Origin of the sequence: Staphylococcus sp. MZ3, from assembly GCF_018622755.1 — a bacterium.
Classification (GTDB): domain Bacteria; phylum Bacillota; class Bacilli; order Staphylococcales; family Staphylococcaceae; genus Staphylococcus; species Staphylococcus aureus.
In genome coordinates this window covers 2,136,417-2,161,851 of sequence record NZ_CP076026.1, presented here as the reverse complement: position 1 = coordinate 2,161,851, position 25,435 = coordinate 2,136,417, and the positions used below count along the sequence as shown (strand labels likewise).

The following is a 25,435-nucleotide window of genomic DNA, read 5'->3' as shown; positions in this document are numbered from 1 at the left end:
GTTTGATGAAAAAGATTATGACCATATTTGGAACAAGACCCGAAGCCATAAAGATGGCTCCTTTAGTTAAAGCTTTGGAACAAGAAAAAATGCTCGAGCCAATTGTTGTTGTTACAGCACAGCATAGAGAAATGCTTGATTCAGTATTAAGTACCTTTGAAATCAAACCAAAATACGATTTGAATATTATGAAATCAGGACAGACACTTTCTGAGATAACTTCTAAATCAATCACTCAATTAGAGCAAGTGATTCAATTAGAAAAACCAGACATGGTACTTGTACATGGTGATACGATGACGACATTTGCAGGTGGTTTAGCGGCATTTTATAACCAAGTGCCGATTGGACACGTTGAAGCAGGGCTTAGAAGTTATGATAAATATTCACCTTTTCCGGAAGAGGTGAATAGACAATTAGTTGGTGTATTAGCTGACTTACATTTTGCACCTACTAAAAATGCTGCATCGCATTTGTTAAGTGAAGGGAAATATTCAGAAAGTGTTGTTGTCACTGGTAATACAGCGATTGATGCTATGAAATATACAGTTGATGACAATTATAAATCTAACATCATGGATAAATACCATGACAAAAAATTCATTCTTATGACAGCACACCGACGAGAAAATATCGGGAAACCCATGGAAAATATATTTAAAGCGGTTAGACGCTTAATAGATGAGTATACTGATTTAGCACTAGTATATCCAATGCATAAAAACCCGAAAGTTCGAGAGGTGGCTCAAAAGATTTTAGGTAGTCATGACAGAATTGAATTGATTGAACCTTTGGACGTAGTAGATTTCCATAATTTTGCTAAAAAATCTTATTTTATTTTGACAGATTCAGGTGGAATTCAGGAAGAAGCGCCATCATTTAATAAGCCAGTTTTAGTTTTGCGAAGCGTTACAGAACGTCCTGAAGGTGTTGAAGCTGGCACATTAAAAGTCATTGGAACAAATAAGCAAAATGTGTATCAAGCTGCAAAAGAATTAATCGATGATGAGAGATTATATCATCAAATGTCTGAAGCATCTAATCCTTACGGTGATGGATTTGCTTCAGAAAGAATAGTTAATCATATTAAGTATTATTTGAATTTAATCACTGAAAAACCAAGCGATTTCTGAGGAAAATAGACTTTTTGTCCAATTGTGTCTAAATTGTGTCTAACTATGCTTATTTTTTTACAACAATTTGAATAGAATTGACACCACAAATCGCCTATATTATCATTTAGTTTGTATGAGTGGAACGGTTTTCATGATTGATATCAGTCACACGGAGGCATATAAAATGAGTCGTTTCTACAACATTTTTAAACAGTTCATTCAATATTATTTTTATCTAATAATAATATTGGGAGGATTATACCTTTATACACACCATGCATTTATCTTAGGATTAATCATTGGTGTTACTGGTTCTGCAATCAACACATGTATTTTTGAATGCTATTTAGCTAAAGCTAAAAGACCAGACACTATGCATATTTCAACTGGAAATATGTGGCGATACTTAGTTGCAATTATTGCCTGTATGATTTGGTACCTTAATAAAGCGCATGTAAGTATCATCGGTATAATTATTGGTTTAATGATTTCATATGTTGTAGTTATCATACGTCCTTTACTAAAGGTGAGCAAATAAATTAAGAAAGAGGTGAGATTATGGATCACAAATCCCCGCTCGTGAGTTGGAATTTATTCGGTTTTGATATCGTTTTCAATTTATCAAGTATATTGATGATACTTGTTACGGCGTTTCTTGTTTTTCTACTTGCTATCATTTGTACGCGTAATTTGAAAAAAAGACCAACTGGCAAACAAAATTTCGTTGAATGGATTTTTGATTTCGTGAGGGGAATCATTGAAGGTAACATGGCTTGGAAAAAAGGTGGTCAATTCCACTTCTTAGCAGTAACGCTGATTCTGTACATTTTTATAGCTAATATGTTAGGTCTTCCGTTTTCTATAGTAACGAAAGATCACACATTGTGGTGGAAATCACCAACAGCTGATGCAACAGTGACTTTAACGTTGTCTACAACGATAATACTGTTAACTCACTTTTATGGAATTAAAATGCGTGGTACGAAACAATATCTTAAAGGTTATGTACAGCCGTTTTGGCCATTGGCAATTATTAATGTTTTCGAAGAGTTCACTTCAACATTAACGCTTGGTCTGCGTTTGTACGGTAACATATTTGCAGGTGAGATACTATTAACATTACTTGCTGGCTTATTCTTTAACGAACCAGCATGGGGTTGGATTATTAGTATCCCAGGATTAATTGTTTGGCAAGCATTTTCAATATTTGTAGGAACAATCCAAGCATATATCTTTATTATGCTTTCGATGGTTTATATGTCACATAAAGTGGCAGATGAACACTAAAAATTTCAATAATTATATACAATCACAGGAGGAAATTAAATTATGAATTTAATCGCAGCAGCAATCGCAATTGGTTTATCAGCATTAGGAGCAGGTATCGGTAACGGTTTAATCGTTTCAAGAACAGTTGAAGGTGTAGCACGTCAACCAGAAGCACGTGGTCAATTAATGGGTATCATGTTCATTGGTGTAGGTTTAGTTGAGGCATTACCTATCATCGGTGTAGTAATTGCATTCATGACATTTGCTGGATAATTAACAGATAAAAGAGGTCGGGACAAAGCGCATAGGACATAATTCATGATGCATATATAGTAATATCTTTGAACTTTATTAAATAGTTGAGATATGAATGCACCATGCCTATCGCATAAATTCAGTAGGTCCTAACCTCGTCGTTTTTTTCTATATAACACTAGCGATTATTTTAATGAAAGGAGTGTCATGAACCCGTGACTGAAACAGCTAACTTATTCGTTCTTGGTGCAGCTGGAGGCGTTGAGTGGGGTACTGTGATTGTACAGGTCCTAACTTTCATCGTGTTACTTGCGTTACTTAAAAAGTTCGCATGGGGTCCATTGAAAGATGTAATGGATAAACGTGAAAGAGATATTAACAGAGATATCGATGACGCAGAACAAGCTAAGTTAAATGCACAGAAACTTGAAGAAGAAAATAAACAAAAACTTAAAGAAACACAAGAAGAAGTTCAAAAGATTTTAGAAGATGCTAAGGTTCAAGCACGTCAACAGCAAGAACAAATTATTCATGAAGCAAACGTACGTGCAAACGGTATGATTGAAACAGCACAAAGTGAAATCAATAGCCAAAAAGAACGTGCCATTGCAGATATTAATAATCAAGTATCTGAACTATCAGTGTTAATTGCTTCTAAAGTTCTTAGAAAAGAAATTTCTGAACAAGACCAAAAAGCATTGGTTGACAAGTATCTAAAAGAGGCAGGCGATAAATAATGGTAAAAGTAGCTAACAAGTATGCTAAAGCATTATTTGACGTGTCATTAGATACAAATAATTTAGAGACTATTAATGAAGAATTAACAGTTATAAATGAAGCAGTAAAAGATAAAATTGAGCAATTGAAAATGGTTGACAGTAATCCAACTCAAACAGCAGAACAACGTCGTGAGTTGATTAATAGTGTATTTACTGACATTAATCCATACATTAAAAATATGATGTACGTGTTAGCAGATAATAGACATATCTCATTAATAGCTGACGTATTCAAGGCGTTCCAAAGCTTATATAACGGACACTACAATCAAGATTTTGCAACAATTGAGTCAACATATGAATTGAGTCAAGAAGAGTTAGATAAGATTGTCAAACTAGTAACTCAACAAACGAAGTTATCTAAAGTTATTGTAGATACAAAAATTAATCCAGATTTAATTGGTGGATTTAGAGTTAAAGTCGGCACAACTGTATTAGATGGTAGTGTTAGAAATGATCTTGTCCAATTACAAAGAAAATTTAGAAGAGTTAATTAATTATAAAGAGGAGTGACATAGATGGCCATAAAAGCTGAAGAAATCAGTGCATTACTTCGCTCACAAATTGAAAATTATGAGTCAGAAATGTCCGTAACTGATGTAGGTACTGTATTACAAATTGGTGATGGTATTGCATTAATTCACGGATTAAATGACGTTATGGCTGGTGAGCTAGTAGAATTCCATAACGGCGTACTTGGTTTAGCCCAAAACCTTGAAGAGTCAAACGTGGGTGTGGTTATTTTAGGACCATACACAGGTATTACTGAAGGTGACGAAGTTAAACGTACTGGTCGTATCATGGAAGTACCAGTAGGTGAAGAACTAATCGGAAGAGTTGTTAATCCATTAGGACAACCTATTGATGGACAAGGACCGATTAACACAACTAAAACACGTCCAGTAGAGAAAAAAGCTACTGGTGTAATGGATCGTAAATCAGTAGATGAGCCATTACAAACAGGTATCAAAGCAATTGATGCTTTAGTACCAATTGGTAGAGGTCAACGTGAGTTAATCATCGGTGACCGTCAAACAGGTAAAACAACAATTGCAATTGACACAATTTTGAACCAAAAAGATCAAGGTACGATTTGTATCTATGTTGCTATTGGTCAAAAAGATTCAACAGTAAGAGCAAATGTTGAAAAGTTAAGACAAGCAGGCGCTTTAGACTACACTATTGTTGTAGCAGCATCAGCTTCTGAACCTTCTCCATTATTATATATTGCACCATATTCAGGTGTAACAATGGGTGAAGAATTCATGTTTAACGGTAAACATGTTTTAATCGTTTATGATGATTTAACTAAACAAGCAGCAGCTTATCGTGAGTTATCATTATTATTACGTAGACCTCCAGGTCGTGAAGCATACCCAGGTGACGTATTCTACTTACATAGTAGATTATTAGAAAGAGCAGCAAAATTAAACGATGACTTAGGTGGCGGTTCAATTACTGCATTACCAATTATCGAAACACAAGCTGGTGATATTTCAGCTTATGTACCAACAAACGTTATTTCAATTACAGATGGACAAATCTTCTTACAATCTGATTTATTCTTCTCAGGTGTAAGACCAGCGATTAATGCCGGACAATCTGTATCTCGTGTTGGTGGATCTGCACAAATTAAAGCAATGAAGAAAGTTGCTGGTACGTTACGTCTTGACTTAGCGTCATACAGAGAACTTGAATCATTTGCACAATTCGGTTCAGACCTTGATGAATTTACTGCAAGTAAATTAGAACGTGGTAAACGTACTGTTGAAGTCTTAAAACAAGATCAAAACAAACCATTACCAGTTGAACACCAAGTGTTGATTATTTATGCATTAACAAAAGGATATTTAGATGATATTCCAGTTGTAGATATCACACGTTTTGAAGACGAGTTAAACCACTGGGCAGAATCAAATGCTACTGAACTGTTAAATGAAATCAGAGAAACTGGTGGCTTACCAGATGCTGAGAAGTTTGACACAGCAATTAACGAATTCAAAAAAAGCTTTAGCAAATCTGAATAATAAACAAGTTTAGTATAAGGTGGTGAGATAGTGGCTTCTCTTAAAGAAATAGATACTCGAATAAAATCAACCAAAAAAATGAAGCAGATTACGAAAGCGATGAACATGGTATCAAGTTCAAAACTTCGTAGAGCTGAAAAAAATACAAAACAATTCACACCATATATGGATAAAATGCAAGATGCAATTACTGCAGTTGCAGGGGCAAGTAGCAATACAAACCATCCAATGCTAAGACCTCGTAAAATTACTAGAAGTGGATATTTAGTTATCACGAGTGATAAAGGTTTAGCAGGTGCATATAGTGCAAACGTGCTTAAAAAATTGATTACTGATATTGAAGCGAAACATCAAGATAGTAGCGAATACAGTATTGTAGTTTTAGGGCAACAAGGTGTTGATTTCCTAAAAAATAGAGGTTATGACATTGAGTATTCTCAAGTAGACGTACCTGATCAACCTTCTTTCAAATCTGTTCAAGCACTAGCTAACCATGCTATAGACTTATACAGTGAAGAAGAAATTGATGAATTAAATATATACTATAGTCATTATGTCAGCGTTCTTGAAAACAAGCCTACATCTAGACAAGTATTACCATTATCTCAAGAGGATTCTAGTAAGGGGCATGGTCATTTGTCTTCTTATGAATTTGAGCCAGATAAAGAATCTATCTTAAGTGTAATCTTGCCTCAATATGTTGAGAGTTTGATTTACGGAACAATATTAGACGCAAAAGCAAGTGAGCATGCAACACGTATGACTGCGATGAAAAATGCCACTGATAATGCAACTGAACTTATTGATGACTTATCATTAGAATATAACAGAGCGAGACAAGCAGAAATTACGCAACAAATTACTGAAATTGTTGGTGGTTCCGCAGCGCTTGAATAATATTTAAAGGAGGAAAATAGCATGGGAATTGGCCGTGTAACTCAAGTTATGGGTCCTGTAATTGATGTTCGATTTGAACATAACGAAGTTCCTAAAATTAATAACGCCTTGGTTATTGATGTGCCTAAAGAAGAAGGTACAATACAACTAACATTAGAAGTTGCGCTGCAATTAGGTGACGACGTTGTTCGTACAATTGCGATGGATTCAACTGATGGTGTCCAAAGAGGCATGGATGTAAAAGATACAGGCAAAGAAATTAGTGTACCTGTTGGTGACGAAACATTAGGTCGTGTATTTAATGTACTAGGTGAAACAATTGACCTTAAAGAAGAAATTAGTGATTCTGTTCGCCGCGATCCTATCCATCGTCAAGCACCAGCATTCGATGAACTTTCAACAGAAGTTCAAATTTTAGAAACAGGTATTAAAGTAGTAGATTTACTAGCACCTTATATTAAAGGTGGTAAAATCGGATTGTTCGGTGGTGCCGGTGTAGGTAAAACAGTATTAATCCAAGAATTAATTAACAACATCGCTCAAGAGCACGGTGGTATTTCTGTATTCGCCGGTGTAGGTGAACGTACTCGTGAAGGTAACGATTTATACTTCGAAATGAGTGACAGTGGTGTAATTAAGAAAACAGCCATGGTATTCGGGCAAATGAATGAGCCACCTGGTGCACGTATGCGTGTTGCATTATCTGGTTTAACAATGGCTGAATATTTCCGTGACGAACAAGGTCAAGACGTATTATTATTCATCGATAACATTTTCAGATTTACACAAGCTGGTTCTGAGGTATCTGCATTATTAGGTCGTATGCCTTCTGCAGTAGGTTACCAACCAACACTTGCTACTGAAATGGGACAATTACAAGAACGTATTACGTCTACAACAAAAGGATCAGTAACTTCTATTCAAGCGGTATTCGTACCTGCCGATGACTATACTGACCCAGCGCCTGCGACAGCGTTTGCCCATTTAGATGCAACTACAAACTTAGAACGTAAATTAACTGAAATGGGTATTTATCCAGCCGTGGATCCATTAGCGTCTACATCAAGAGCATTGGAACCATCAATTGTAGGTCAAGAACATTATGAAGTAGCTCGTGATGTACAATCAACACTTCAAAAATACCGTGAATTACAAGATATCATTGCTATCTTAGGTATGGACGAATTATCTGATGAAGATAAACAAACAGTTGAACGCGCACGTAGAATTCAATTCTTCTTATCTCAAAACTTCCACGTAGCGGAACAATTTACTGGTCAAAAAGGTTCTTATGTACCTGTTAAGACAACAGTTGCAAACTTTAAAGATATCTTAGATGGTAAATATGACCATATTCCAGAAGATGCTTTCCGTTTAGTTGGTAGCATGGATGATGTTATTGCAAAAGCTAAAGATATGGGTGTTGAAGTATAACAATTAGGAGGAATGGATAATGAATACATTAAACCTAGATATTGTCACTCCTAATGGTTCTGTTTACAATCGTGATAATGTTGAACTCGTTGTTATGCAAACAACAGCTGGTGAGATAGGTGTCATGAGTGGACATATTCCAACTGTAGCTGCTTTAAAAACAGGCTTTGTAAAAGTGAAATTTCACGATGGAACTGAATATATTGCTGTAAGCGATGGCTTTGTTGAAGTTAGAAAAGATAAAGTTTCAATCATTGTTCAGACTGCAGAAACTGCAAGAGAAATTGATGTTGAAAGAGCTAAATTAGCCAAAGCAAGAGCAGAGTCTCACTTGGAAAATGATGACGACAATACTGATATTCATAGAGCCGAAAGAGCTTTAGAGAGAGCAAATAACCGTTTGCGTGTGGCTGAATTAAAATAGTAAATAAAGGGTCGAAGATGTGATTTCATATCTTCGACCCTTTTTTGAATTATATTGATTTAAAGATACAAAACATGAGAGGGGGGAAGGAATTGATAAAGAACTATTAAAGATTTATGATGTAGTGGTTCTTTATCATTAAACACAGCTAATGTGTATTAAAAATAGGAGGGAGTGGGACAGAAATGATATTTTTACAAAATTTATTTCGTTGTTCACCCCAACTTGCATTGTCTGTAGAAATTGGGGTTCCAATTTCTCTATGTTGGGGCCCCGTCAACTACTGCCAAATACAACACTATAGAGTCTAGACATTGATTTATGTCCGACTCCCAAGAATAGTTTTACTTTTTACAATCACTAATAGATTGCTAAAATCAAAATTTCATTCACCACTATCTGCAGTCGACGTTTCATTTTTTGAAAGTAGCTACATTTTTTCATACCAAGATACTTTATAGTTATGATATTTATGTAAAAAGAATTATATAGTAAGTTAGCTTAAACTTTACTAAAAACGGGTATTAAACTTTGTATCATTATTTAAATTTTTCATGTACAATGTAATACAGTAATCTTATGAGGTGATAAAATGGATTATATCGGACAATATGCAGTTATCCATTTAGTGTTACATGTTGTATGTATTTGTATTGCCTATTGGGCTTTACAATCAATTAGATTAGATCAATTTTTTAAAAAAGGATACGCCACTCAATTACAAGTGTGTATGATATTTGTTGCTATTTTATTAGGCACTGCAGTAAGCAATTTTATTGTAGATTTGTTACAATACTCGACGCAGGTAAAATATTTAATAAAATAAGTCTAACTCTATGATTTGTAATCAAAACTAGATATAATTAAATAATGACTTAAAATAATTTTAAAATAGGGAAATGTAAAGTAATAGGAGTTCTAAGTGGAGGATTTACGATGGATAAAATAGTAATCAAAGGTGGAAATAAATTAACGGGTGAAGTTAAAGTAGAAGGTGCTAAAAATGCAGTATTACCAATATTGACAGCATCTTTATTAGCTTCTGATAAACCGAGCAAATTAGTTAATGTTCCAGCTTTAAGTGATGTAGAAACAATAAATAATGTATTAACAACTTTAAATGCTGACGTTACATATAAAAAGGACGAAAATGCTGTTGTCGTTGATGCAACAAAGACTCTAAATGAAGAGGCACCATATGAATATGTTAGTAAAATGCGTGCAAGTATTTTAGTTATGGGACCTCTTTTAGCAAGACTAGGACATGCTATTGTTGCATTGCCTGGTGGTTGTGCAATTGGAAGTAGACCGATTGAGCAACACATTAAAGGTTTTGAAGCTTTAGGCGCAGAAATTCATCTTGAAAATGGTAATATTTATGCTAATGCTAAAGATGGATTAAAAGGTACATCAATTCATTTAGATTTTCCAAGTGTAGGAGCAACACAAAATATTATTATGGCAGCATCATTAGCTAAGGGTAAGACTTTAATTGAAAATGCAGCTAAAGAACCTGAAATTGTCGATTTAGCAAACTACATTAATGAAATGGGTGGTAGAATTACTGGTGCTGGTACAGACACAATTACAATCAATGGTGTAGAATCATTACATGGTGTAGAACATGCTATCATTCCAGATAGAATTGAAGCAGGCACATTACTAATCGCTGGTGCTATAACGCGTGGTGATATTTTTGTACGTGGTGCAATCAAAGAACATATGGCGAGTTTAGTCTATAAACTAGAAGAAATGGGCGTTGAATTGGACTATCAAGAAGATGGTATTCGTGTACGTGCTGAAGGGGAATTACAACCTGTAGACATCAAAACACTACCACATCCTGGATTCCCGACTGATATGCAATCACAAATGATGGCATTGTTATTAACGGCAAATGGTCATAAAGTCGTAACCGAAACTGTTTTTGAAAACCGTTTTATGCATGTTGCAGAGTTCAAACGTATGAATGCTAATATCAATGTAGAAGGTCGTAGTGCTAAACTTGAAGGTAAAAGTCAATTGCAAGGTGCACAAGTTAAAGCGACTGATTTAAGAGCAGCAGCAGCCTTAATTTTAGCTGGATTAGTTGCTGATGGTAAAACAAGCGTTACTGAATTAACGCACCTAGATAGAGGCTATGTTGACTTACACGGTAAATTGAAGCAATTAGGTGCAGACATTGAACGTATTAACGATTAATTCAGTAAATTAATATAATGGAGGATTTCAACCATGGAAACAATTTTTGATTATAACCAAATTAAACAAATTATACCTCACAGACAGCCATTTTTATTAATTGATAAAGTAGTTGAATATGAAGAAGGTCAACGTTGTGTGGCTATTAAACAAGTATCAGGAAACGAACCATTCTTTCAAGGGCATTTTCCTGAGTATGCGGTAATGCCAGGCGTATTAATTACTGAAGCGTTAGCTCAAACAGGTGCGGTAGCTATTTTAAATAGTGAAGAAAATAAAGGTAAAATCGCTTTATTTGCTGGTATTGATAAATGTCGTTTTAAACGTCAAGTAGTACCTGGTGATACTTTAACGTTGGAAGTAGAAATCACTAAAATTAAAGGACCAATCGGTAAAGGTAATGCTAAAGCTACTGTCGATGGTCAACTTGCTTGTAGTTGTGAACTTACATTTGCAATTCAAGATGTAAAATAAAACAAAAAAAAAACATTCAAAGATTTAATGTGTTGGCATAATCTTTGAATGTTTTTTATTTTACTCTTCTAATTTTTCATCCTTTAACTTTGGTTTAGACTGCATCATTCGATTAAATGATTTTTTTAATTCTTCACCAGATAATCCATCATCAATAAGTTGTTCTAATAAACTTTCAGCATACTGTTGACGTAAAGTGTAAATATGACATTCAAATACGATAGACATTGTTGTTTTAAAATTTTTAATACTTTTCACAGTAGATTCAAATAAAGCTGGATCATTGGCTGGACGCGTGATGACGACACGAATATCCAATAACTGTTCATTGTCTTGATATTCCTTAAATGTTTCATAATGCTCATTAGAAATGACAATTTCAAGCAACCAACCCGTGCCACTTTCCTCTTTATTAATTATTACGCCATCTTCTAATTCATATTCTATAATTCTGCCGTGTTCATTCACAATTTGAAACCTTACTGCTTTAAAAGTTTTCATATTCCCACATCCCATTAGTTTAATATTTATGATTTTTGAATTATTTAGAAGATTTAAGGTCATTTCATGACTAATTTCTTTAAATATAACAAATAACGAGATGCTATAGCTATTAATTATATAAAATTTGCCATTTTGACCATTTTTAAGCTAGTAATTAAGATATAGGCATAGGAGGTGAATCACACACTACATGCTAAATAAAATCGTAATTGTCGGGAGACTGACGAAAGACGCACAAATATTTGAAAAGGAGGATAGAAAAATTGCAACGTTTTGTGTTGCAACGCACCGAAATTATAAAGATGAAAATGGAGAAATCGTCTGTGATTACTTATTCTGTAAAGCATTTGGCAAGTTAGCTTCTAATATAGAAAAATATACTAATCAAGGTACATTGGTTGGTATAACTGGTCAAATGAGATCAAGAAAGTATGATAAAGACGGACAAACACACTTTGTCACTGAATTATATGTTGAAACAATAAAATTTATGTCCCCTAAATCCCAAAATAATGAAATTCTCTCAGATAGTATTTTAGATATTGACTCTCAAAATATAGATAATCATGACTTATTAGAAATTTAAATCCAATTATCCTAAACATCCTTAATATACATTTAATCCATCCTAAATTTTTTATAGATCTAATTAACTTGAAATATACTCACTTAAAAACGACTTACATGACTAGTACTGTTGTGTAGGTCGTCTTTTTGTGTAGTTTTTCTAATAGAAAATAGACATAGATTGCAAAACGATTACATAAAAAATTGCAAATGAAAAACATTTTTACTGTCATGACAATTCTCGATAGAATCATATTTGAAATTATGGGGGATTTCGTTGTAATCACTGTGTAAAAAACAAGGCTATTTTTTTATTTTGTTGTAACCTGCACGGATTTTATAGATGTTACAGTAGTCTCTGTAAAACTTTTAGAGAAACAAATTACTTGTAGGAGGATTTTAAGATTATGAAGAAAACATTACTCGCATCATCATTAGCAGTAGGTTTAGGAATCGTAGCAGGAAATGCAGGTCACGAAGCCCATGCAAGTGAAGCGGACTTAAATAAAGCATCTTTAGCGCAAATGGCGCAATCAAATGATCAAACATTAAATCAAAAACCAATTGAAGCTGGGGCTTATAATTATACATTTGACTATGAAGGGTTTACTTATCACTTTGAATCAGATGGTACACACTTTGCTTGGAATTACCATGCAACAGGTGCTAATGGAGCAGACATGAGTGCACAAGCACCTGCAACTAATAATGTTGCACCATCAGCTGTTCAAGCAAATCAAGTACAATCACAAGAAGTTGAAGCACCACAAAATGCTCAAACTCAACAACCACAAGCATCAACATCAAACAATTCACAAGTTACTGCAACACCAACTGAATCAAAAGCATCAGAAGGTTCATCAGTAAATGTGAATGCTCATCTAAAACAAATTGCTCAACGTGAATCAGGTGGCAATATTCATGCTGTAAATCCAACATCAGGTGCAGCTGGTAAGTATCAATTCTTACAATCAACTTGGGATTCAGTAGCACCTGCTAAATATAAAGGTGTATCACCAGCAAATGCTCCTGAAAGTGTTCAAGATGCCGCAGCAGTAAAATTATATAACACTGGTGGCGCTGGACATTGGGTTACTGCATAAGCCATTTATGCATAGCTAATCAATAGTTATATAAGTAACTTTTAGATTGGAATATATCGGGGAATTCTCGATATGTTCCAGTCTTTTTTATTTCGCAAATATATGTCATTATACAGGCTGGGACATAAATCAATGTTCTATGCTCTACGAAGTTATATTGGCAGTAGTTGACTGAACGAAAATGCGCTTGTAACAAGCTTTTTCCAACTCTAGTCAACCTTGCCGGCGGGGCCCCAACACAGAGAAATTGGATTCCCAATTTCTACAGACAATGCTAGTTGGGGTGGGACGACGAAATAAATTTTGCGAAAATATCATTTCTGTCCCACTCCCAACTGAGCAACAATAATTGAAAATGTTGAAACCGTTTGCTAAGATTAATTTGCAATTGAATACTAAGGAACTACTAGGGGAGCCTAATGATATGGCTGAGATGAATTGTTCAGACCCTTATGACCTGATTTGGTTAGTACCAACGTAGGAAAGTAGTTATTGAAGTGATGGGGCTAGTATAGCAACATTGCCATCAAACTACTTTCATGTTGGAAGTAGTTTTTTTATTTAGGGAGGATTTTTAACAATGGAATTTTCACAAAAATTGTACCAAGCTGCAAAGCCAATCATTAATGATATTTATGAAGATGATTTTATTCAGAAGATGTTATCCGGAGATATAGGAGCTGACGCATTACGCCATTACTTAAAAGCTGATGCTGCGTATTTAAAAGAATTTACAAACTTATATGCATTGCTAATTCCAAAAATGAACAACATGGATGATGTGAAATTTTTGATAGAGCAAATTGATTTTATGGTAGAAGGTGAAGTGTTAGCGCATGATATTTTAGCACAAATTGTTGGTGAACCTTATGAAGAAATTATTAAAACTAAAGTTTGGCCACCAAGTGGCGACCATTACATTAAGCACATGTATTTCCAAGCGCATAGTCGTGAAAATGCTATTTATACAATTGCTGCAATGGCACCTTGTCCATATATTTATGCAGAAATAGCTAAGCGCTCTCAAAGTGATCATAAGCTTAATAGAGAAAAAGATACGGCAAAATGGTTTGATTTTTATAGTACTGAAATGGATGACATAATTAACGTATTTGAGGCATTAATGAATAAATTAGCCGAATCAATGTCTGACAAGGAATTGGAACAAGTAAAGCAAGTATTTTTAGAAAGTTGCATACATGAGCGTCGATTTTTCAATATGGCTATGACACTAGAACAATGGGAATTTGGAGGAAAAGTAAATGATTAAACCTAAAATAGCATTAACCATTGCAGGTACTGATCCAACAGGTGGTGCCGGCGTAATGGCTGATTTAAAATCATTTCATTCATGTGGTGTATATGGTATGGGCGTCGTTACAAGTATTGTTGCTCAAAATACATTGGGCGTACAACATATTCATAATTTAAATCATCAATGGGTAGATGAACAACTTGATAGTGTCTTCAACGATACCTTACCGCATGCTATTAAAACGGGGATGATTGCTACAGCAGATACTATGGAAACGATTCGTCATTATTTAATGCAACATGAATCTATTCCATATGTAATTGATCCTGTTATGTTGGCGAAAAGCGGTGATTCATTAATGGATAATGACACAAAGCAAAACTTGCAGCATACGTTATTGCCATTAGCTGACGTAGTAACACCGAATTTACCAGAAGCTGAAGAAATAACGGGACTAACCATTGATAGTGAAGAAAAAATTATGCAGGCTGGCCGCATCTTTATTAATGAGATTGGTAGTAAAGGTGTCATCATTAAAGGCGGCCATTCAAATGATACTGATATAGCAAAAGATTATTTATTTACTAACGAAGGTGTTCAAACATTTGAAAATGAACGATTTAAAACAAAACATACGCATGGAACAGGGTGTACATTTTCAGCAGTTATAACGGCAGAACTTGCAAAAGGTAGACCATTATTTGAGGCTGTACACAAGGCTAAAAAGTTTATTTCAATGAGTATACAATATACGCCTGAAATCGGCCGTGGTAGAGGTCCAGTGAATCATTTTGCATATTTAAAGAAAGAGGGATTAGACGATGAATTATCTAAATAAAATACGTATTGAAAACCCATTAACAATTTGTTATACAAACGATGTAGTTAAAAATTTTACAGCGAATGGTTTATTAAGTATTGGTGCTAGCCCTGCAATGAGTGAAGCTCCCGAAGAAGCTGAAGAATTTTACAAAGTTGCACAAGCGCTATTAATCAATATCGGTACTTTAACAGCAGAAAATGAACAAGATATTATTGCGATTGCTCAAACGGCAAATGAGGCAGGCTTACCTATTGTATTTGACCCTGTAGCTGTTGGTGCTTCTACATATCGAAAGCAATTTTGTAAATTATTATTGAAATCAGCGAAAGTATCAGTAATTAAAGGCAATGCATCTGAAATATTAGCGTTGATTGATGATACAGCAACTATGAAAGGTACAGATAGTGATGCTAATCTTGATGCGGTTGCAATAGCGAAAAAGGCTTACGCAACATATAAAACTGCAATAGTAATCACAGGTAAAGAGGACGTTATTGTTCAAGATAATAAAGCCTTCGTATTAGCTAATGGATCTCCATTATTAGCACGAGTAACTGGAGCTGGTTGTTTATTAGGAGGCGTTATTGCTGGATTTTTATTTAGAGAAACAGAACCAGACATAGAAGCGTTAATTGAAGCGGTAAGCGTATTTAATATTGCTGCTGAGGTAGCTGCTGAAAATGAAAATTGTGGTGGTCCTGGTACGTTTTCACCATTGTTGCTTGATACGTTATATCATTTAAATGAAACAACCTATCAACAACGGATTCGTATTCAAGAGGTGGAATAATATGTTTAACCAATCGTATCTAAATGTGTATTTTATTTGTGGGACCTCCGATGTTCCGAGTCATCGAACTATTCATGAAGTATTAGAAACAGCATTAAAGGCAGGGATTACACTTTTCCAATTTCGAGAAAAGGGTGAATCAGCTTTAAAAGGAAACGATAAACTTGTATTAGCTAAAGAATTACAGCATCTCTGTCATCAATATGATGTGCCTTTTATCGTTAATGATGATGTATCCTTGGCAAAAGAAATTAACGCGGATGGTATACATGTCGGTCAAGATGATGCGAAAGTCAAAGAGATAGCACAATATTTCACTGATAAAATTATTGGACTTAGTATTAGTGATTTAGATGAGTATGCAAAATCTGATTTAACTCATGTTGATTATATAGGTGTTGGACCAATCTATCCTACGCCGTCTAAGCATGACGCGCATATACCAGTAGGTCCAAAAATGATTGCAACGTTTAAAGAAATGAATCCGCAACTACCGATTGTAGCTATTGGCGGTATCAATACTAATAATGTGGCGCCGATTGTAGAAGCAGGTGCCAATGGAATTTCAGTCATTTCAGCCATTTCTAAAAGTGAAAATATTGAAAAGACTGTTAATCGATTCAAAGATTTTTTTAATAATTAGTTAAATTTTTCCACTTATTGTTTCATACGTACTCATTAATGTGATAGAATAAATCCTATGTGAATATAATGATAGAGGTGGAAAAATGAAGAAAAAAGCGTTACTACCATTATTTTTAGGTATTATGGTCTTTTTGGCTGGTTGTGACTATTCTAAACCTGAAAAACGTAGTGGGTTTTTCTACAATACATTCGTAGATCCAATGAAAAATGTATTGGATTGGTTGGGAAATAACTTATTAAACGACAATTATGGTTTAGCTATTATTATCCTTGTATTGGTAATTCGTATTATTTTATTACCATTCATGTTGTCAAACTATAAAAATAGTCATATGATGCGTCAAAAAATGAAAGTTGCAAAGCCAGAAGTTGAAAAAATTCAAGAAAAAGTGAAACGTGCGCGTACACAAGAAGAAAAAATGGCTGCAAACCAAGAATTAATGCAAGTATATAAAAAGTATGACATGAACCCGATTAAGAGTATGTTGGGTTGTTTACCAATGCTAATCCAATTGCCAATCATCATGGGATTATACTTTGTACTTAAAGACCAACTTGTAGATGGTTTGTTTAAATATCCACACTTCTTATGGTTCGATTTAGGACGTCCTGATATTTGGATTACAATTATTGCCGGTGTTTTATACTTTATCCAAGCATATGTATCAAGTAAAACGATGCCAGACGAACAACGTCAAATGGGTTACATGATGATGGTCATTTCACCAATTATGATTATCTGGATTTCATTAAGCTCAGCATCAGCACTTGGTTTGTACTGGTCAGTCAGTGCGGCGTTCCTTGTAGTTCAAACACACTTTGCGAACATTTATTATGAAAAAGTCGCTAAAAAAGAAGTACAACCTTTCATTGAAGCGTATGAAAGAGAGCACAACGGCGGCAGCAATAAAAAAGGCAAAAACACACAAGTAGTGTCTAAAAAGAAAAAGAAATAACCTTAGCAAGTCCAAATAATGTGCACCCTAAAAGTTGAAGATAATTTTAACTTTATAGGGCGCACATTATTTTTCGCTTCAATAGCGAAACTTAGTGTCACATTATACAATATGTGATAAATAGAAACAGCAGTAAGATGATTTCAAATGTGAAAGTCATCCTACTGCTGTTTTTATTTGAAATAATATTAACGAGTTTTCAGTATGTAAAAAGTGGTTAATAACAGAGTTGTCATTCTTCATCGCAATGTCATCTTGACACAATGATTCATCAGTGTAGCAGTATATGTCGCAAATTTCCACAGCAATTCACTAATACATGTAACAGTGTGAAATAATAACGTCACAACGGCATAATACACACTGCAACGTCCCAACAACATATCATAGAATCGTAACGGCATGACACCAAGCTTCCACAACAACACGCCATTACATCGCATCATCATACTACAACTTCAATGTCTAGTCGTGATAATTCCATTCCGTAAAAAACTGTTTCAAGTACATCATCATAAAGTCGTGACGTTCTTTAGCAATCATCTTCGCCGTATCTGTATGCATTAAAGATTCTAACTTAAGTAATTTTTCAAAGAAATGCTTAATTGCAGATGGTGGCAACTGTTCAACTAAATCATCATTAATCTTATCTAGTGACATATGTTCTGTCCACATTGGTTCACCAAAGTGTCCTGCAAATTGAAATGTTCGTGCAACACCTATAGCGCCTATAGCATCAAGACGATCTGCATCCCTGACAATTTGACCTTCTAAAGATAAAGTGACATGATCGTTTTTGCCATTGCGATAGCTCATATTATTAATAATAAATAAAATGTGCTCTTGATCTTCGGTTGATAGTGATAAAGAAGATAAAAATGACTTCAATTCAACATATTGTTTGTTAGCATCTACAACTTTTTCGTCAACGGTATCATGAAGCAAACATGCGAGTTCAATGACTAAAGTATCATTAACACCTTCATTTTCAGCGATTGATTTAGCTAAAGCAGTGACACGATATACATGCGCAATATCATGGCCTGTATAATCATTTTGATGAATAGATTCCATATATTTTTTGGCAGCACTAATGACGTCTGATTGTTGCATTAAAGTTACACTCCTCATATTTCTATTTTATAAGATAGGTGACAATAATTGTGAAATACCTTCTTTAAATTTAATCCAAAGACTTCGCTTAGCATAACGTGCTTTTGTTAATTCAGAAGATACTGCTAAATCATCTATAAAAGCTTGTTTTAATTTTTTGGCAATTTGTTGGTCATAAATAAAAGCGTTGACTTCGAAATTCAATGTGAAACTGCGATGGTCCATATTAGCTGTTCCCACACTTGCAATTTCATCATCTATAACAAGTGTTTTTGAGTGTAAAAAGCCATTGTCGTAGTGAAATACTTTAACACCGGCATCTAATAAGGATGCTGCATTTTTTAAAGTAGCCCAAAAAACAAACGGATGGTCAGGTTTATTAGGAATCATGATATTGACATCAACACCACCTAATGCCGCAATTTTAATAGAATCTAAAAAGGCTTGATCAGGTATGAAATAGGGAGATTGAATATAAATCGATTTTTTAGCAGATGAAATCATTTTCAAATAGCCGTATTTAATCTGTTCCCATTCTTCGTCAGGACCACTAGAAGCTATTTGAACGCCAATTGTTCCACCAGAATTTACATCTGGGAAATAACGATCATCATAGGAGATGTGGTCACGTGTGGCTTGTGAATTCCAATCTAGAATAAATCGTAATTGCAATGCATTCACTGCATCCCCGACAATTCGTAAATGCGTATCTCGCCAATAGCCGAATTTTTTTGATTTACCTAAGTACTCATCACCAACATTAAAACCACCAACATATCCAATTTGCCCATCTATTACAACAATTTTTCGATGGTTTCGATTGTTCATACGCAAGTTAATTAAAGGTAATTTTGATGGGAAAAATGCTTCAGCATGTCCACCTTTATTGCGAAACGGGCGTAAGCCTTTTTTACGCAGTCCACGAGAACCCATGTCATCATAAAGAATTTTAACTTCTACACCTTGTTCCGCTTTTTTACCAAGTTCATTTAAAATGGTACGACCTAATTCATCATTTTGAATAATATAGTACTGAAAATGAATATAATCAGTAGCATTACGGATGTCTTGTATTAGGTCATCAAATTTTTCTTGGCCGTCTGTGTATATTTTTAAATCGTTGTCTGTTGTTAAAAATGCTGCGTTATTATATAACAACATTTGAATCATTTCTTTAAATTTTACAATTTGATAATTGGAATTTGAAAAGTTTTCATTTTTTAAAGCAGCTAATTGCTCATCAACGATTAACTCTAATCCTTTTTTATCTTCCTTATCAATTTTGAAAATTTGGTCACGTTGAATTTGTCGTCCTAATAGTAAGTATAAAATGAAGCCGAATAAAGGCAAGAAAACTAAGACTAGTAACCAAGCCCAGATAGAATTGGCAGAACGTCTTTCCATGAAAATAATGGTAAAGGCGAATAATAAGTTTAAAATAAATGCACCAATAAATATTGAATTTAAAATAATATTAGAATGCTTGAGTGCAATGGATAATAACTCTATCATTTGAAACCTCCCATCGAAAATCTTAAACGAGTAGTATATCTTATTAATTGTATCATGAAGCAATTTAAATATCATGACAATTTAGTTTGAAAAACACACTTTGTGTTGACGTTGTGTTTTATGGGATATAGTATAGTAAGGAATGTAAATGAAGGAGTGAATGCTATGACTGAACAAGATAATGCACATCATTCTGAACAAATAAAAACGAATCTTAAATCACGTTTAAATCGAATTGAAGGACAAGTGAGAGCGATTAATCGCATGATTGAAGAAGATGTCTATTGTGATGATGTCCTTACGCAAATAAGAGCGACACGTTCGGCGTTAAACAGTGTTGCGATAAAGTTATTAGAACAACATATGAAAAGTTGTATTATGAATAAAGTTAATCAAGGTGCTCAGGAAGAGGCAATGGAAGAGTTATTAGTGACTTTTCAAAAATTGATTAAAGACTAAAGGAGTTTAAGATGATACATCAAAATACGATTTACACAGCGGGAATTGAAACAGAAGAACAAGTAAGTCAATTGACAGAACGCATTTCAAATATGATAGGTGTTCATCAAGTGAATATTAATATAATAGATGGTCAAGTAACTGTATCGTATGAGACACCAGCAAATTTGAATAGTATTGAAAAAGAAATCTATGATGAAGGATACAAAATTGTATTTTAGGGTATAATGTAGAGTGCGCTATAGATTTTAATTTTGAAAATAAATTAAAAATTTTGTAAATGATGTAGTAAAGGTATGTCGAATAGGGTAAGATAATATTGAAAGCGATCCAAACGAGGTGATAATAATGAAACGTCCTGAAAAGATTCAAAATGTAGTCAAACTATTGTCATCATTAGGTGTGAATATTAAAAAAACTAAATCTCGTTTAGACATTATTAATACTTTGCCAGCATCTAATAAAGTAAGTCACGAATTAAAATAATTGACTGTGATTGTGAATCACACACCGTTAAAGCTATCGTCGGACTATTCGATGATAGCTTTTTTGACTGGATTTACTAAAATGAAAGCAAGTACTATATAACAAAATCCCTCTTTAGAGTGTACATTTTACAATGTGTACTTCAAAGAGGGATTGTTATTATCGAGTAATATCTATATATGACATTTTAAATCGACGACGTAAATAGACTATATAACGTCATCTTGAAAAGTTATGATATTTGAAACTCAAAATAGTTTAAATTAATTACTTTTTGGATGGTATAAATCGACATATCGTTTTGGTTCATGATAATAAATTGATAAGACTATACCTATTCCAGTCATCATACTCCATAGCGCACTACCACCATAACTAATAAATGGTAATGGAATACCAGTGATTGGTAACAACTGAATTGTCATACCAATATTTTGTAAAATATGGAACACAAGTAAAGTGACGAAACCAACGATAAAGATTTTGTTAAATTGATCTTCAATTTTCGCAGCTAATCTTATTAGATGGAAGATTAAAAATAAAAATATTAAGATCAATATGACAGAACCGATAAAGCCAAGTTCCTCTCCAATCACTGAAAAGATAAAGTCAGTATGATTTTCAGGTATATAAACTTCACCGTGATTGTATCCTTTACCTAGTAACTGTCCAGAACCGATAGCTTTAAGTGATTCAGTTAAATGATAGCCATCACCACTACTATATGTATAGGGGTCAAGCCATGAATTGATTCGTCCCATTTGATACAGTTGGACACCTAATAAATTTTCAATTAATGCGGGTGCATATAGAATACCTAAAATGACTGTCATTGCACCAACAATACCTGTAATAAAGATAGGTGCTAAGATACGCCATGTTATACCACTTACTAACATCACACCTGCAATAATAGCAGCTAATACTAATGTAGTTCCTAGGTCATTTTGCAGTAATATTAAAATACTTGGTACTAACGAGACACCAATAATTTTGAAAAATAATAACAAATCACTTTGGAATGATTTATTGAATGTGAATTGATTATGTCTAGAAACGACACGCGCTAATGCTAAAATTAAAATAATTTTCATGAATTCAGATGGCTGAATACTGATAGGGCCAAACGTGTACCAACTTTTGGCACCATTGATAATAGGTGTAATAGGTGACTCAGGAATAACGAGCAAGCCTATTAATAATAGACAGATTAAGAAATACAATAAATATGTATAATGTTTAATCTTTTTAGGTGAAATAAACATGATGATACCTGCAAAAATTGCACCTAAAATGTAATAAAAAATTTGTCTGATACCGAAATTAGCACTGTATTGACCACCGCCCATTGCCGAGTTAATAAGCAGAACACTGAAAATTGCTAAAACAGCTATAGTGGCTACTAATACCCAGTCTACTTTGCGAAGCCAATGCTTATCCGGCTGTTGACGAGATGAATAATTCATTGCAAACTCCTTTTATACTCACTAATGTTTATATCAATTTTACATGACTTTTTAAAAATTAGCTAGAATATCACAGTGATATCAGCTATAGATTTCAATTTGAATTAGGAATAAAATAGAAGGGAATATTGTTCTGATTATAAATGAATCAACATAGATACAGACACATAAGTCCTCGTTTTTAAAATGCAAAATAGCATTAAAATGTGATACTATTAAGATTCAAAGATGCGAATAAATCAATTAACAATAGGACTAAATCAATATTAATTTATATTAAGGTAGCAAACCCTGATATATCATTGGAGGAAAACGAAATGACAAAAGAAAATATTTGTATCGTTTTTGGAGGGAAAAGTGCAGAACACGAAGTATCGATTCTGACAGCACAAAATGTATTAAATGCAATAGATAAAGACAAATATCATGTTGATATCATTTATATTACCAATGATGGTGATTGGAGAAAGCAAAATAATATTACAGCTGAAATTAAATCTACTGATGAGCTTCATTTAGAAAATGGAGAGGCGCTTGAGATTTCACAGCTATTGAAAGAAAGTAGTTCAGGACAACCATACGATGCAGTATTCCCATTATTACATGGTCCTAATGGTGAAGATGGCACGATTCAAGGGCTTTTTGAAGTTTTGGATGTACCATATGTAGGAAATGGTGTATTGTCAGCTGCAAGTTCTATGGACAAACTTGTAATGAAACAATTATTTGAACATCGAGGGTTACCACAGTTACCTTATATTAGTTTCTTACGTTCTGAATATGAAAAATATGAACATAACATTTTAAAATTAGTAAATGATAAATTAAATTACCCAGTCTTTGTTAAACCTGCTAACTTAGGGTCAAGTGTAGGTATCAGTAAATGTAATAATGAAGCGGAACTTAAAGAAGGTATTAAAGAAGCATTCCAATTTGACCGTAAGCTTGTTATAGAACAAGGCGTTAACGCACGTGAAATTGAAGTAGCAGTTTTAGGAAATGACTATCCTGAAGCGACTTGGCCAGGTGAAGTCGTAAAAGATGTCGCGTTTTACGATTACAAATCAAAATATAAAGATGGTAAGGTTCAATTACAAATTCCAGCTGACTTAGACGAAGATGTTCAATTAACGCTTAGAAATATGGCATTAGAGGCATTCAAAGCGACAGATTGTTCTGGTTTAGTCCGTGCTGATTTCTTTGTAACAGAAGACAACCAAATATATATTAATGAAACAAATGCAATGCCTGGATTTACGGCTTTCAGTATGTATCCAAAATTATGGGAAAATATGGGCTTATCTTATCCAGAATTGATTACAAAACTTATCGAGCTTGCTAAAGAACGTCACCAGGATAAACAGAAAAATAAATACAAAATTGACTAACTGAGGTTGTTATTATGATTAATGTTACATTAAAGCAAATTCAATCATGGATTCCTTGTGAAATTGAAGATCAATTTTTAAATCAAGAGATAAATGGAGTCACAATTGATTCACGAGCAATTTCTAAAAATATGTTATTTATACCATTTAAAGGTGAAAATGTTGACGGTCATCGCTTTGTCTCTAAAGCATTACAAGATGGTGCTGGGGCTGCTTTTTATCAAAGAGGAACACCTATAGATGAAAATGTAAGCGGGCCTATTATATGGGTTGAAGACACATTAATGGCATTACAACAATTGGCACAAGCTTACTTGAGACATGTAAACCCTAAAGTAATTGCCGTCACAGGGTCTAATGGTAAAACAACGACTAAAGATATGATTGAAAGTGTATTGCATACCGAATTTAAAGTTAAGAAAACGCAAGGTAATTACAATAATGAAATTGGTTTACCTTTAACTATTTTGGAATTAGATAATGATACTGAAATATCAATATTGGAGATGGGGATGTCAGGTTTCCATGAAATTGAATTTCTGTCAAACCTCGCTCAACCAGATATTGCAGTTATAACTAATATTGGTGAGTCACATATGCAAGATTTAGGTTCGCGCGAGGGGATTGCTAAAGCTAAATCTGAAATTACAATAGGTCTAAAAGATAATGGTACGTTTATATATGATGGCGATGAACCATTATTGAAACCGCATGTTAAAGAAGTTGAAAATGCAAAATGTATTAGTATCGGTGTTGCTACTGATAATGCATTAGTTTGTTCTGTTGATGATAGAGATACTACAGGTATTTCATTTACGATTAATAATAAAGAACATTATGATCTACCAATATTAGGAAAGCATAATATGAAAAATGCGACGATTGCCATTGCGGTTGGTCATGAATTAGGTTTGACATATAACACAATCTATCAAAATTTAAAAAATGTCAGCTTAACTGGTATGCGTATGGAGCAACATACATTAGAAAATGATATTACTGTGATAAATGATGCCTATAATGCAAGTCCTACAAGTATGAGAGCAGCTATTGATACACTGAGTACTTTGACAGGGCGTCGCATTCTAATTTTAGGAGATGTTTTAGAATTAGGTGAAAATAGCAAAGAAATGCATATCGGTGTAGGTAATTATTTAGAAGAAAAGCATATAGATGTGTTGTATACGTTTGGTAATGAAGCGAAGTATATTTATGATTCGGGCCAGCAACATGTCGAAAAAGCACAACACTTCAATTCTAAAGACGATATGATAGAAGTTTTAATAAACGATTTAAAAGCGCATGACCGTGTATTAGTTAAAGGATCACGTGGTATGAAATTAGAAGAAGTGGTAAATGCTTTAATTTCATAGAGATTAATCGAGGGACCTTTTACTTATAAAAATGATTTGAATTAATACTAAAAGATTACAAAGAAGAGGTGGTTTTGTGTGTAAATACAAAATTGCCTTTTTCTTTTTATGTTAAATCT

General features: G+C 33.9%; 30 protein-coding genes and 1 riboswitch. Of the genes, 26 read left to right on the top strand and 4 right to left on the bottom strand.

Going from position 1 to position 25,435, the window contains the following annotated elements:
- The first annotated feature begins 5 nt into the window (after positions 1 to 5).
- From wecB to fabZ, 14 genes are all read left to right on the top strand, one after another.
- Positions 6 to 1,133 (top strand): non-hydrolyzing UDP-N-acetylglucosamine 2-epimerase, encoded by a 1,128-nt coding sequence (gene wecB, locus KI230_RS10590; RefSeq protein ID WP_000723418.1) that lies wholly within the window; start codon positions 6 to 8, stop codon positions 1,131 to 1,133.
- 67 nt (positions 1,134 to 1,200) lie between these two features.
- Complete coding sequence (locus KI230_RS10585) at positions 1,201 to 1,653, top strand: ATP synthase subunit I (RefSeq protein ID WP_001801792.1); 453 nt, start codon at positions 1,201 to 1,203, stop codon at positions 1,651 to 1,653.
- A 20-nt stretch (positions 1,654 to 1,673) separates the two neighbouring features.
- Positions 1,674 to 2,402 carry a F0F1 ATP synthase subunit A gene (gene atpB, locus KI230_RS10580; protein WP_000349655.1) on the top strand — a complete coding sequence of 243 codons (729 nt, stop codon included), beginning with the start codon at positions 1,674 to 1,676 and terminating at the stop codon, positions 2,400 to 2,402.
- 42 nt (positions 2,403 to 2,444) lie between these two features.
- The gene (gene atpE / locus KI230_RS10575; protein ID WP_001048816.1) at positions 2,445 to 2,657 is read left to right on the top strand and encodes a F0F1 ATP synthase subunit C; all 213 of its coding nucleotides are present in this window, start codon (positions 2,445 to 2,447) and stop codon (positions 2,655 to 2,657) included.
- Positions 2,658 to 2,854: 197 nt separating this feature from the next.
- A complete protein-coding gene (locus KI230_RS10570) occupies positions 2,855 to 3,376 on the top strand; it encodes a F0F1 ATP synthase subunit B (RefSeq protein ID WP_000140679.1) in 522 nt (173 codons plus the stop codon).
- Complete coding sequence (locus tag KI230_RS10565; RefSeq protein ID WP_045177753.1) at positions 3,376 to 3,915, top strand: F0F1 ATP synthase subunit delta; 540 nt, start codon at positions 3,376 to 3,378, stop codon at positions 3,913 to 3,915. Before KI230_RS10570 ends, KI230_RS10565 begins: the two co-directional genes overlap by 1 nt.
- A gap of 21 nt (positions 3,916 to 3,936) precedes the next feature.
- Entirely contained in the window at positions 3,937 to 5,445 is a 1,509-nt protein-coding gene (gene atpA, locus KI230_RS10560) for a F0F1 ATP synthase subunit alpha (RefSeq protein ID WP_000974881.1), read from the top strand.
- Positions 5,446 to 5,475: 30 nt separating this feature from the next.
- Positions 5,476 to 6,342 carry an ATP synthase F1 subunit gamma gene (gene atpG, locus KI230_RS10555; RefSeq protein ID WP_000157603.1) on the top strand — a complete coding sequence of 289 codons (867 nt, stop codon included), beginning with the start codon at positions 5,476 to 5,478 and terminating at the stop codon, positions 6,340 to 6,342.
- Positions 6,343 to 6,363: 21 nt separating this feature from the next.
- On the top strand, positions 6,364 to 7,776 hold the full coding sequence (gene atpD, locus KI230_RS10550) for a F0F1 ATP synthase subunit beta (RefSeq protein ID WP_000511135.1): 1,413 nt from the start codon (positions 6,364 to 6,366) through the stop codon (positions 7,774 to 7,776).
- A gap of 19 nt (positions 7,777 to 7,795) precedes the next feature.
- A complete protein-coding gene (locus KI230_RS10545) occupies positions 7,796 to 8,200 on the top strand; it encodes a F0F1 ATP synthase subunit epsilon (RefSeq protein WP_001094394.1) in 405 nt (134 codons plus the stop codon).
- 368 nt (positions 8,201 to 8,568) lie between these two features.
- Positions 8,569 to 8,661 (top strand): hypothetical protein, encoded by a 93-nt coding sequence (locus KI230_RS10540; protein WP_045177772.1) that lies wholly within the window; start codon positions 8,569 to 8,571, stop codon positions 8,659 to 8,661.
- 131 nt (positions 8,662 to 8,792) lie between these two features.
- Entirely contained in the window at positions 8,793 to 9,026 is a 234-nt protein-coding gene (locus KI230_RS10535; protein WP_000384523.1) for a DUF1146 family protein, read from the top strand.
- 110 nt (positions 9,027 to 9,136) lie between these two features.
- A complete protein-coding gene (murA, locus tag KI230_RS10530) occupies positions 9,137 to 10,402 on the top strand; it encodes a UDP-N-acetylglucosamine 1-carboxyvinyltransferase (protein WP_000358006.1) in 1,266 nt (421 codons plus the stop codon).
- 33 nt (positions 10,403 to 10,435) lie between these two features.
- Positions 10,436 to 10,876, top strand: coding sequence for a 3-hydroxyacyl-ACP dehydratase FabZ (gene fabZ, locus KI230_RS10525; RefSeq protein ID WP_000447678.1), 441 nt, complete (start codon positions 10,436 to 10,438; stop codon positions 10,874 to 10,876).
- Between the two features lie 60 nt (positions 10,877 to 10,936).
- Here fabZ and KI230_RS10520 read toward each other — a convergent pair whose 3' ends face one another.
- Positions 10,937 to 11,377, bottom strand: a complete 441-nt coding sequence (locus KI230_RS10520) for a YwpF-like family protein (RefSeq protein WP_000846746.1) — start codon at positions 11,375 to 11,377, stop codon at positions 10,937 to 10,939.
- A gap of 193 nt (positions 11,378 to 11,570) precedes the next feature.
- Between KI230_RS10520 and KI230_RS10515 the strand changes: the two genes are divergently transcribed.
- The 7 genes from KI230_RS10515 (at position 11,571) to yidC (ending at position 17,519) form a co-directional block, all read left to right on the top strand.
- On the top strand, positions 11,571 to 11,966 hold the full coding sequence (locus KI230_RS10515; protein ID WP_000932694.1) for a single-stranded DNA-binding protein: 396 nt from the start codon (positions 11,571 to 11,573) through the stop codon (positions 11,964 to 11,966).
- Between the two features lie 388 nt (positions 11,967 to 12,354).
- Positions 12,355 to 13,050, top strand: coding sequence for a lytic transglycosylase SceD (gene sceD / locus KI230_RS10510; protein WP_000752001.1), 696 nt, complete (start codon positions 12,355 to 12,357; stop codon positions 13,048 to 13,050).
- A 398-nt stretch (positions 13,051 to 13,448) separates the two neighbouring features.
- Positions 13,449 to 13,551, top strand: a riboswitch (TPP riboswitch).
- Between the two features lie 79 nt (positions 13,552 to 13,630).
- Positions 13,631 to 14,320 (top strand): thiaminase II, encoded by a 690-nt coding sequence (tenA, locus tag KI230_RS10505; RefSeq protein WP_000396072.1) that lies wholly within the window; start codon positions 13,631 to 13,633, stop codon positions 14,318 to 14,320.
- Positions 14,313 to 15,143: a bifunctional hydroxymethylpyrimidine kinase/phosphomethylpyrimidine kinase gene (gene thiD / locus KI230_RS10500; protein WP_000594959.1), complete on the top strand. Its 831-nt coding sequence runs from the start codon at positions 14,313 to 14,315 to the stop codon at positions 15,141 to 15,143. Before tenA ends, thiD begins: the two co-directional genes overlap by 8 nt.
- Entirely contained in the window at positions 15,127 to 15,918 is a 792-nt protein-coding gene (gene thiM / locus KI230_RS10495; protein ID WP_001108479.1) for a hydroxyethylthiazole kinase, read from the top strand. The genes thiD and thiM overlap by 17 nt, the downstream gene beginning before the upstream one ends.
- A gap of 1 nt (position 15,919) precedes the next feature.
- Positions 15,920 to 16,561 (top strand): thiamine phosphate synthase, encoded by a 642-nt coding sequence (thiE, locus tag KI230_RS10490; protein WP_000483164.1) that lies wholly within the window; start codon positions 15,920 to 15,922, stop codon positions 16,559 to 16,561.
- Between the two features lie 85 nt (positions 16,562 to 16,646).
- A complete protein-coding gene (gene yidC, locus KI230_RS10485; RefSeq protein ID WP_000725802.1) occupies positions 16,647 to 17,519 on the top strand; it encodes a membrane protein insertase YidC in 873 nt (290 codons plus the stop codon).
- A gap of 465 nt (positions 17,520 to 17,984) precedes the next feature.
- Here the strand turns inward: yidC and KI230_RS10480 are convergent, their stop codons facing one another.
- Positions 17,985 to 18,632: an HD domain-containing protein gene (locus tag KI230_RS10480; RefSeq protein ID WP_001187630.1), complete on the bottom strand. Its 648-nt coding sequence runs from the start codon at positions 18,630 to 18,632 to the stop codon at positions 17,985 to 17,987.
- Between the two features lie 27 nt (positions 18,633 to 18,659).
- The gene (cls, locus tag KI230_RS10475) at positions 18,660 to 20,144 is read right to left on the bottom strand and encodes a cardiolipin synthase (RefSeq protein WP_000571549.1); all 1,485 of its coding nucleotides are present in this window, start codon (positions 20,142 to 20,144) and stop codon (positions 18,660 to 18,662) included.
- A gap of 165 nt (positions 20,145 to 20,309) precedes the next feature.
- Between cls and csoR the strand changes: the two genes are divergently transcribed.
- The 3 genes from csoR (at position 20,310) to KI230_RS10460 (ending at position 21,089) form a co-directional block, all read left to right on the top strand.
- Positions 20,310 to 20,603 carry a copper-sensing transcriptional repressor CsoR gene (gene csoR, locus KI230_RS10470; RefSeq protein ID WP_000138932.1) on the top strand — a complete coding sequence of 98 codons (294 nt, stop codon included), beginning with the start codon at positions 20,310 to 20,312 and terminating at the stop codon, positions 20,601 to 20,603.
- Between the two features lie 11 nt (positions 20,604 to 20,614).
- A complete protein-coding gene (csoZ, locus tag KI230_RS10465) occupies positions 20,615 to 20,824 on the top strand; it encodes a putative copper chaperone CsoZ (protein ID WP_000581792.1) in 210 nt (69 codons plus the stop codon).
- Positions 20,825 to 20,951: 127 nt separating this feature from the next.
- The gene (locus tag KI230_RS10460) at positions 20,952 to 21,089 is read left to right on the top strand and encodes an Lmo0850 family protein (protein WP_000828354.1); all 138 of its coding nucleotides are present in this window, start codon (positions 20,952 to 20,954) and stop codon (positions 21,087 to 21,089) included.
- Positions 21,090 to 21,352: 263 nt separating this feature from the next.
- On the opposite strand, the gene KI230_RS10455 is transcribed toward KI230_RS10460, so the two are convergent.
- Positions 21,353 to 22,555 carry an FtsW/RodA/SpoVE family cell cycle protein gene (locus KI230_RS10455; protein ID WP_001109939.1) on the bottom strand — a complete coding sequence of 401 codons (1,203 nt, stop codon included), beginning with the start codon at positions 22,553 to 22,555 and terminating at the stop codon, positions 21,353 to 21,355.
- Between the two features lie 317 nt (positions 22,556 to 22,872).
- Between KI230_RS10455 and KI230_RS10450 the strand changes: the two genes are divergently transcribed.
- Both KI230_RS10450 and KI230_RS10445 read left to right on the top strand, forming a co-directional pair.
- On the top strand, positions 22,873 to 23,943 hold the full coding sequence (locus KI230_RS10450; protein WP_000159631.1) for a D-alanine--D-alanine ligase: 1,071 nt from the start codon (positions 22,873 to 22,875) through the stop codon (positions 23,941 to 23,943).
- Positions 23,944 to 23,957: 14 nt separating this feature from the next.
- Positions 23,958 to 25,316, top strand: coding sequence for a UDP-N-acetylmuramoyl-tripeptide--D-alanyl-D-alanine ligase (locus KI230_RS10445; protein WP_045177762.1), 1,359 nt, complete (start codon positions 23,958 to 23,960; stop codon positions 25,314 to 25,316).
- Positions 25,317 to 25,435 lie beyond the last annotated feature (119 nt).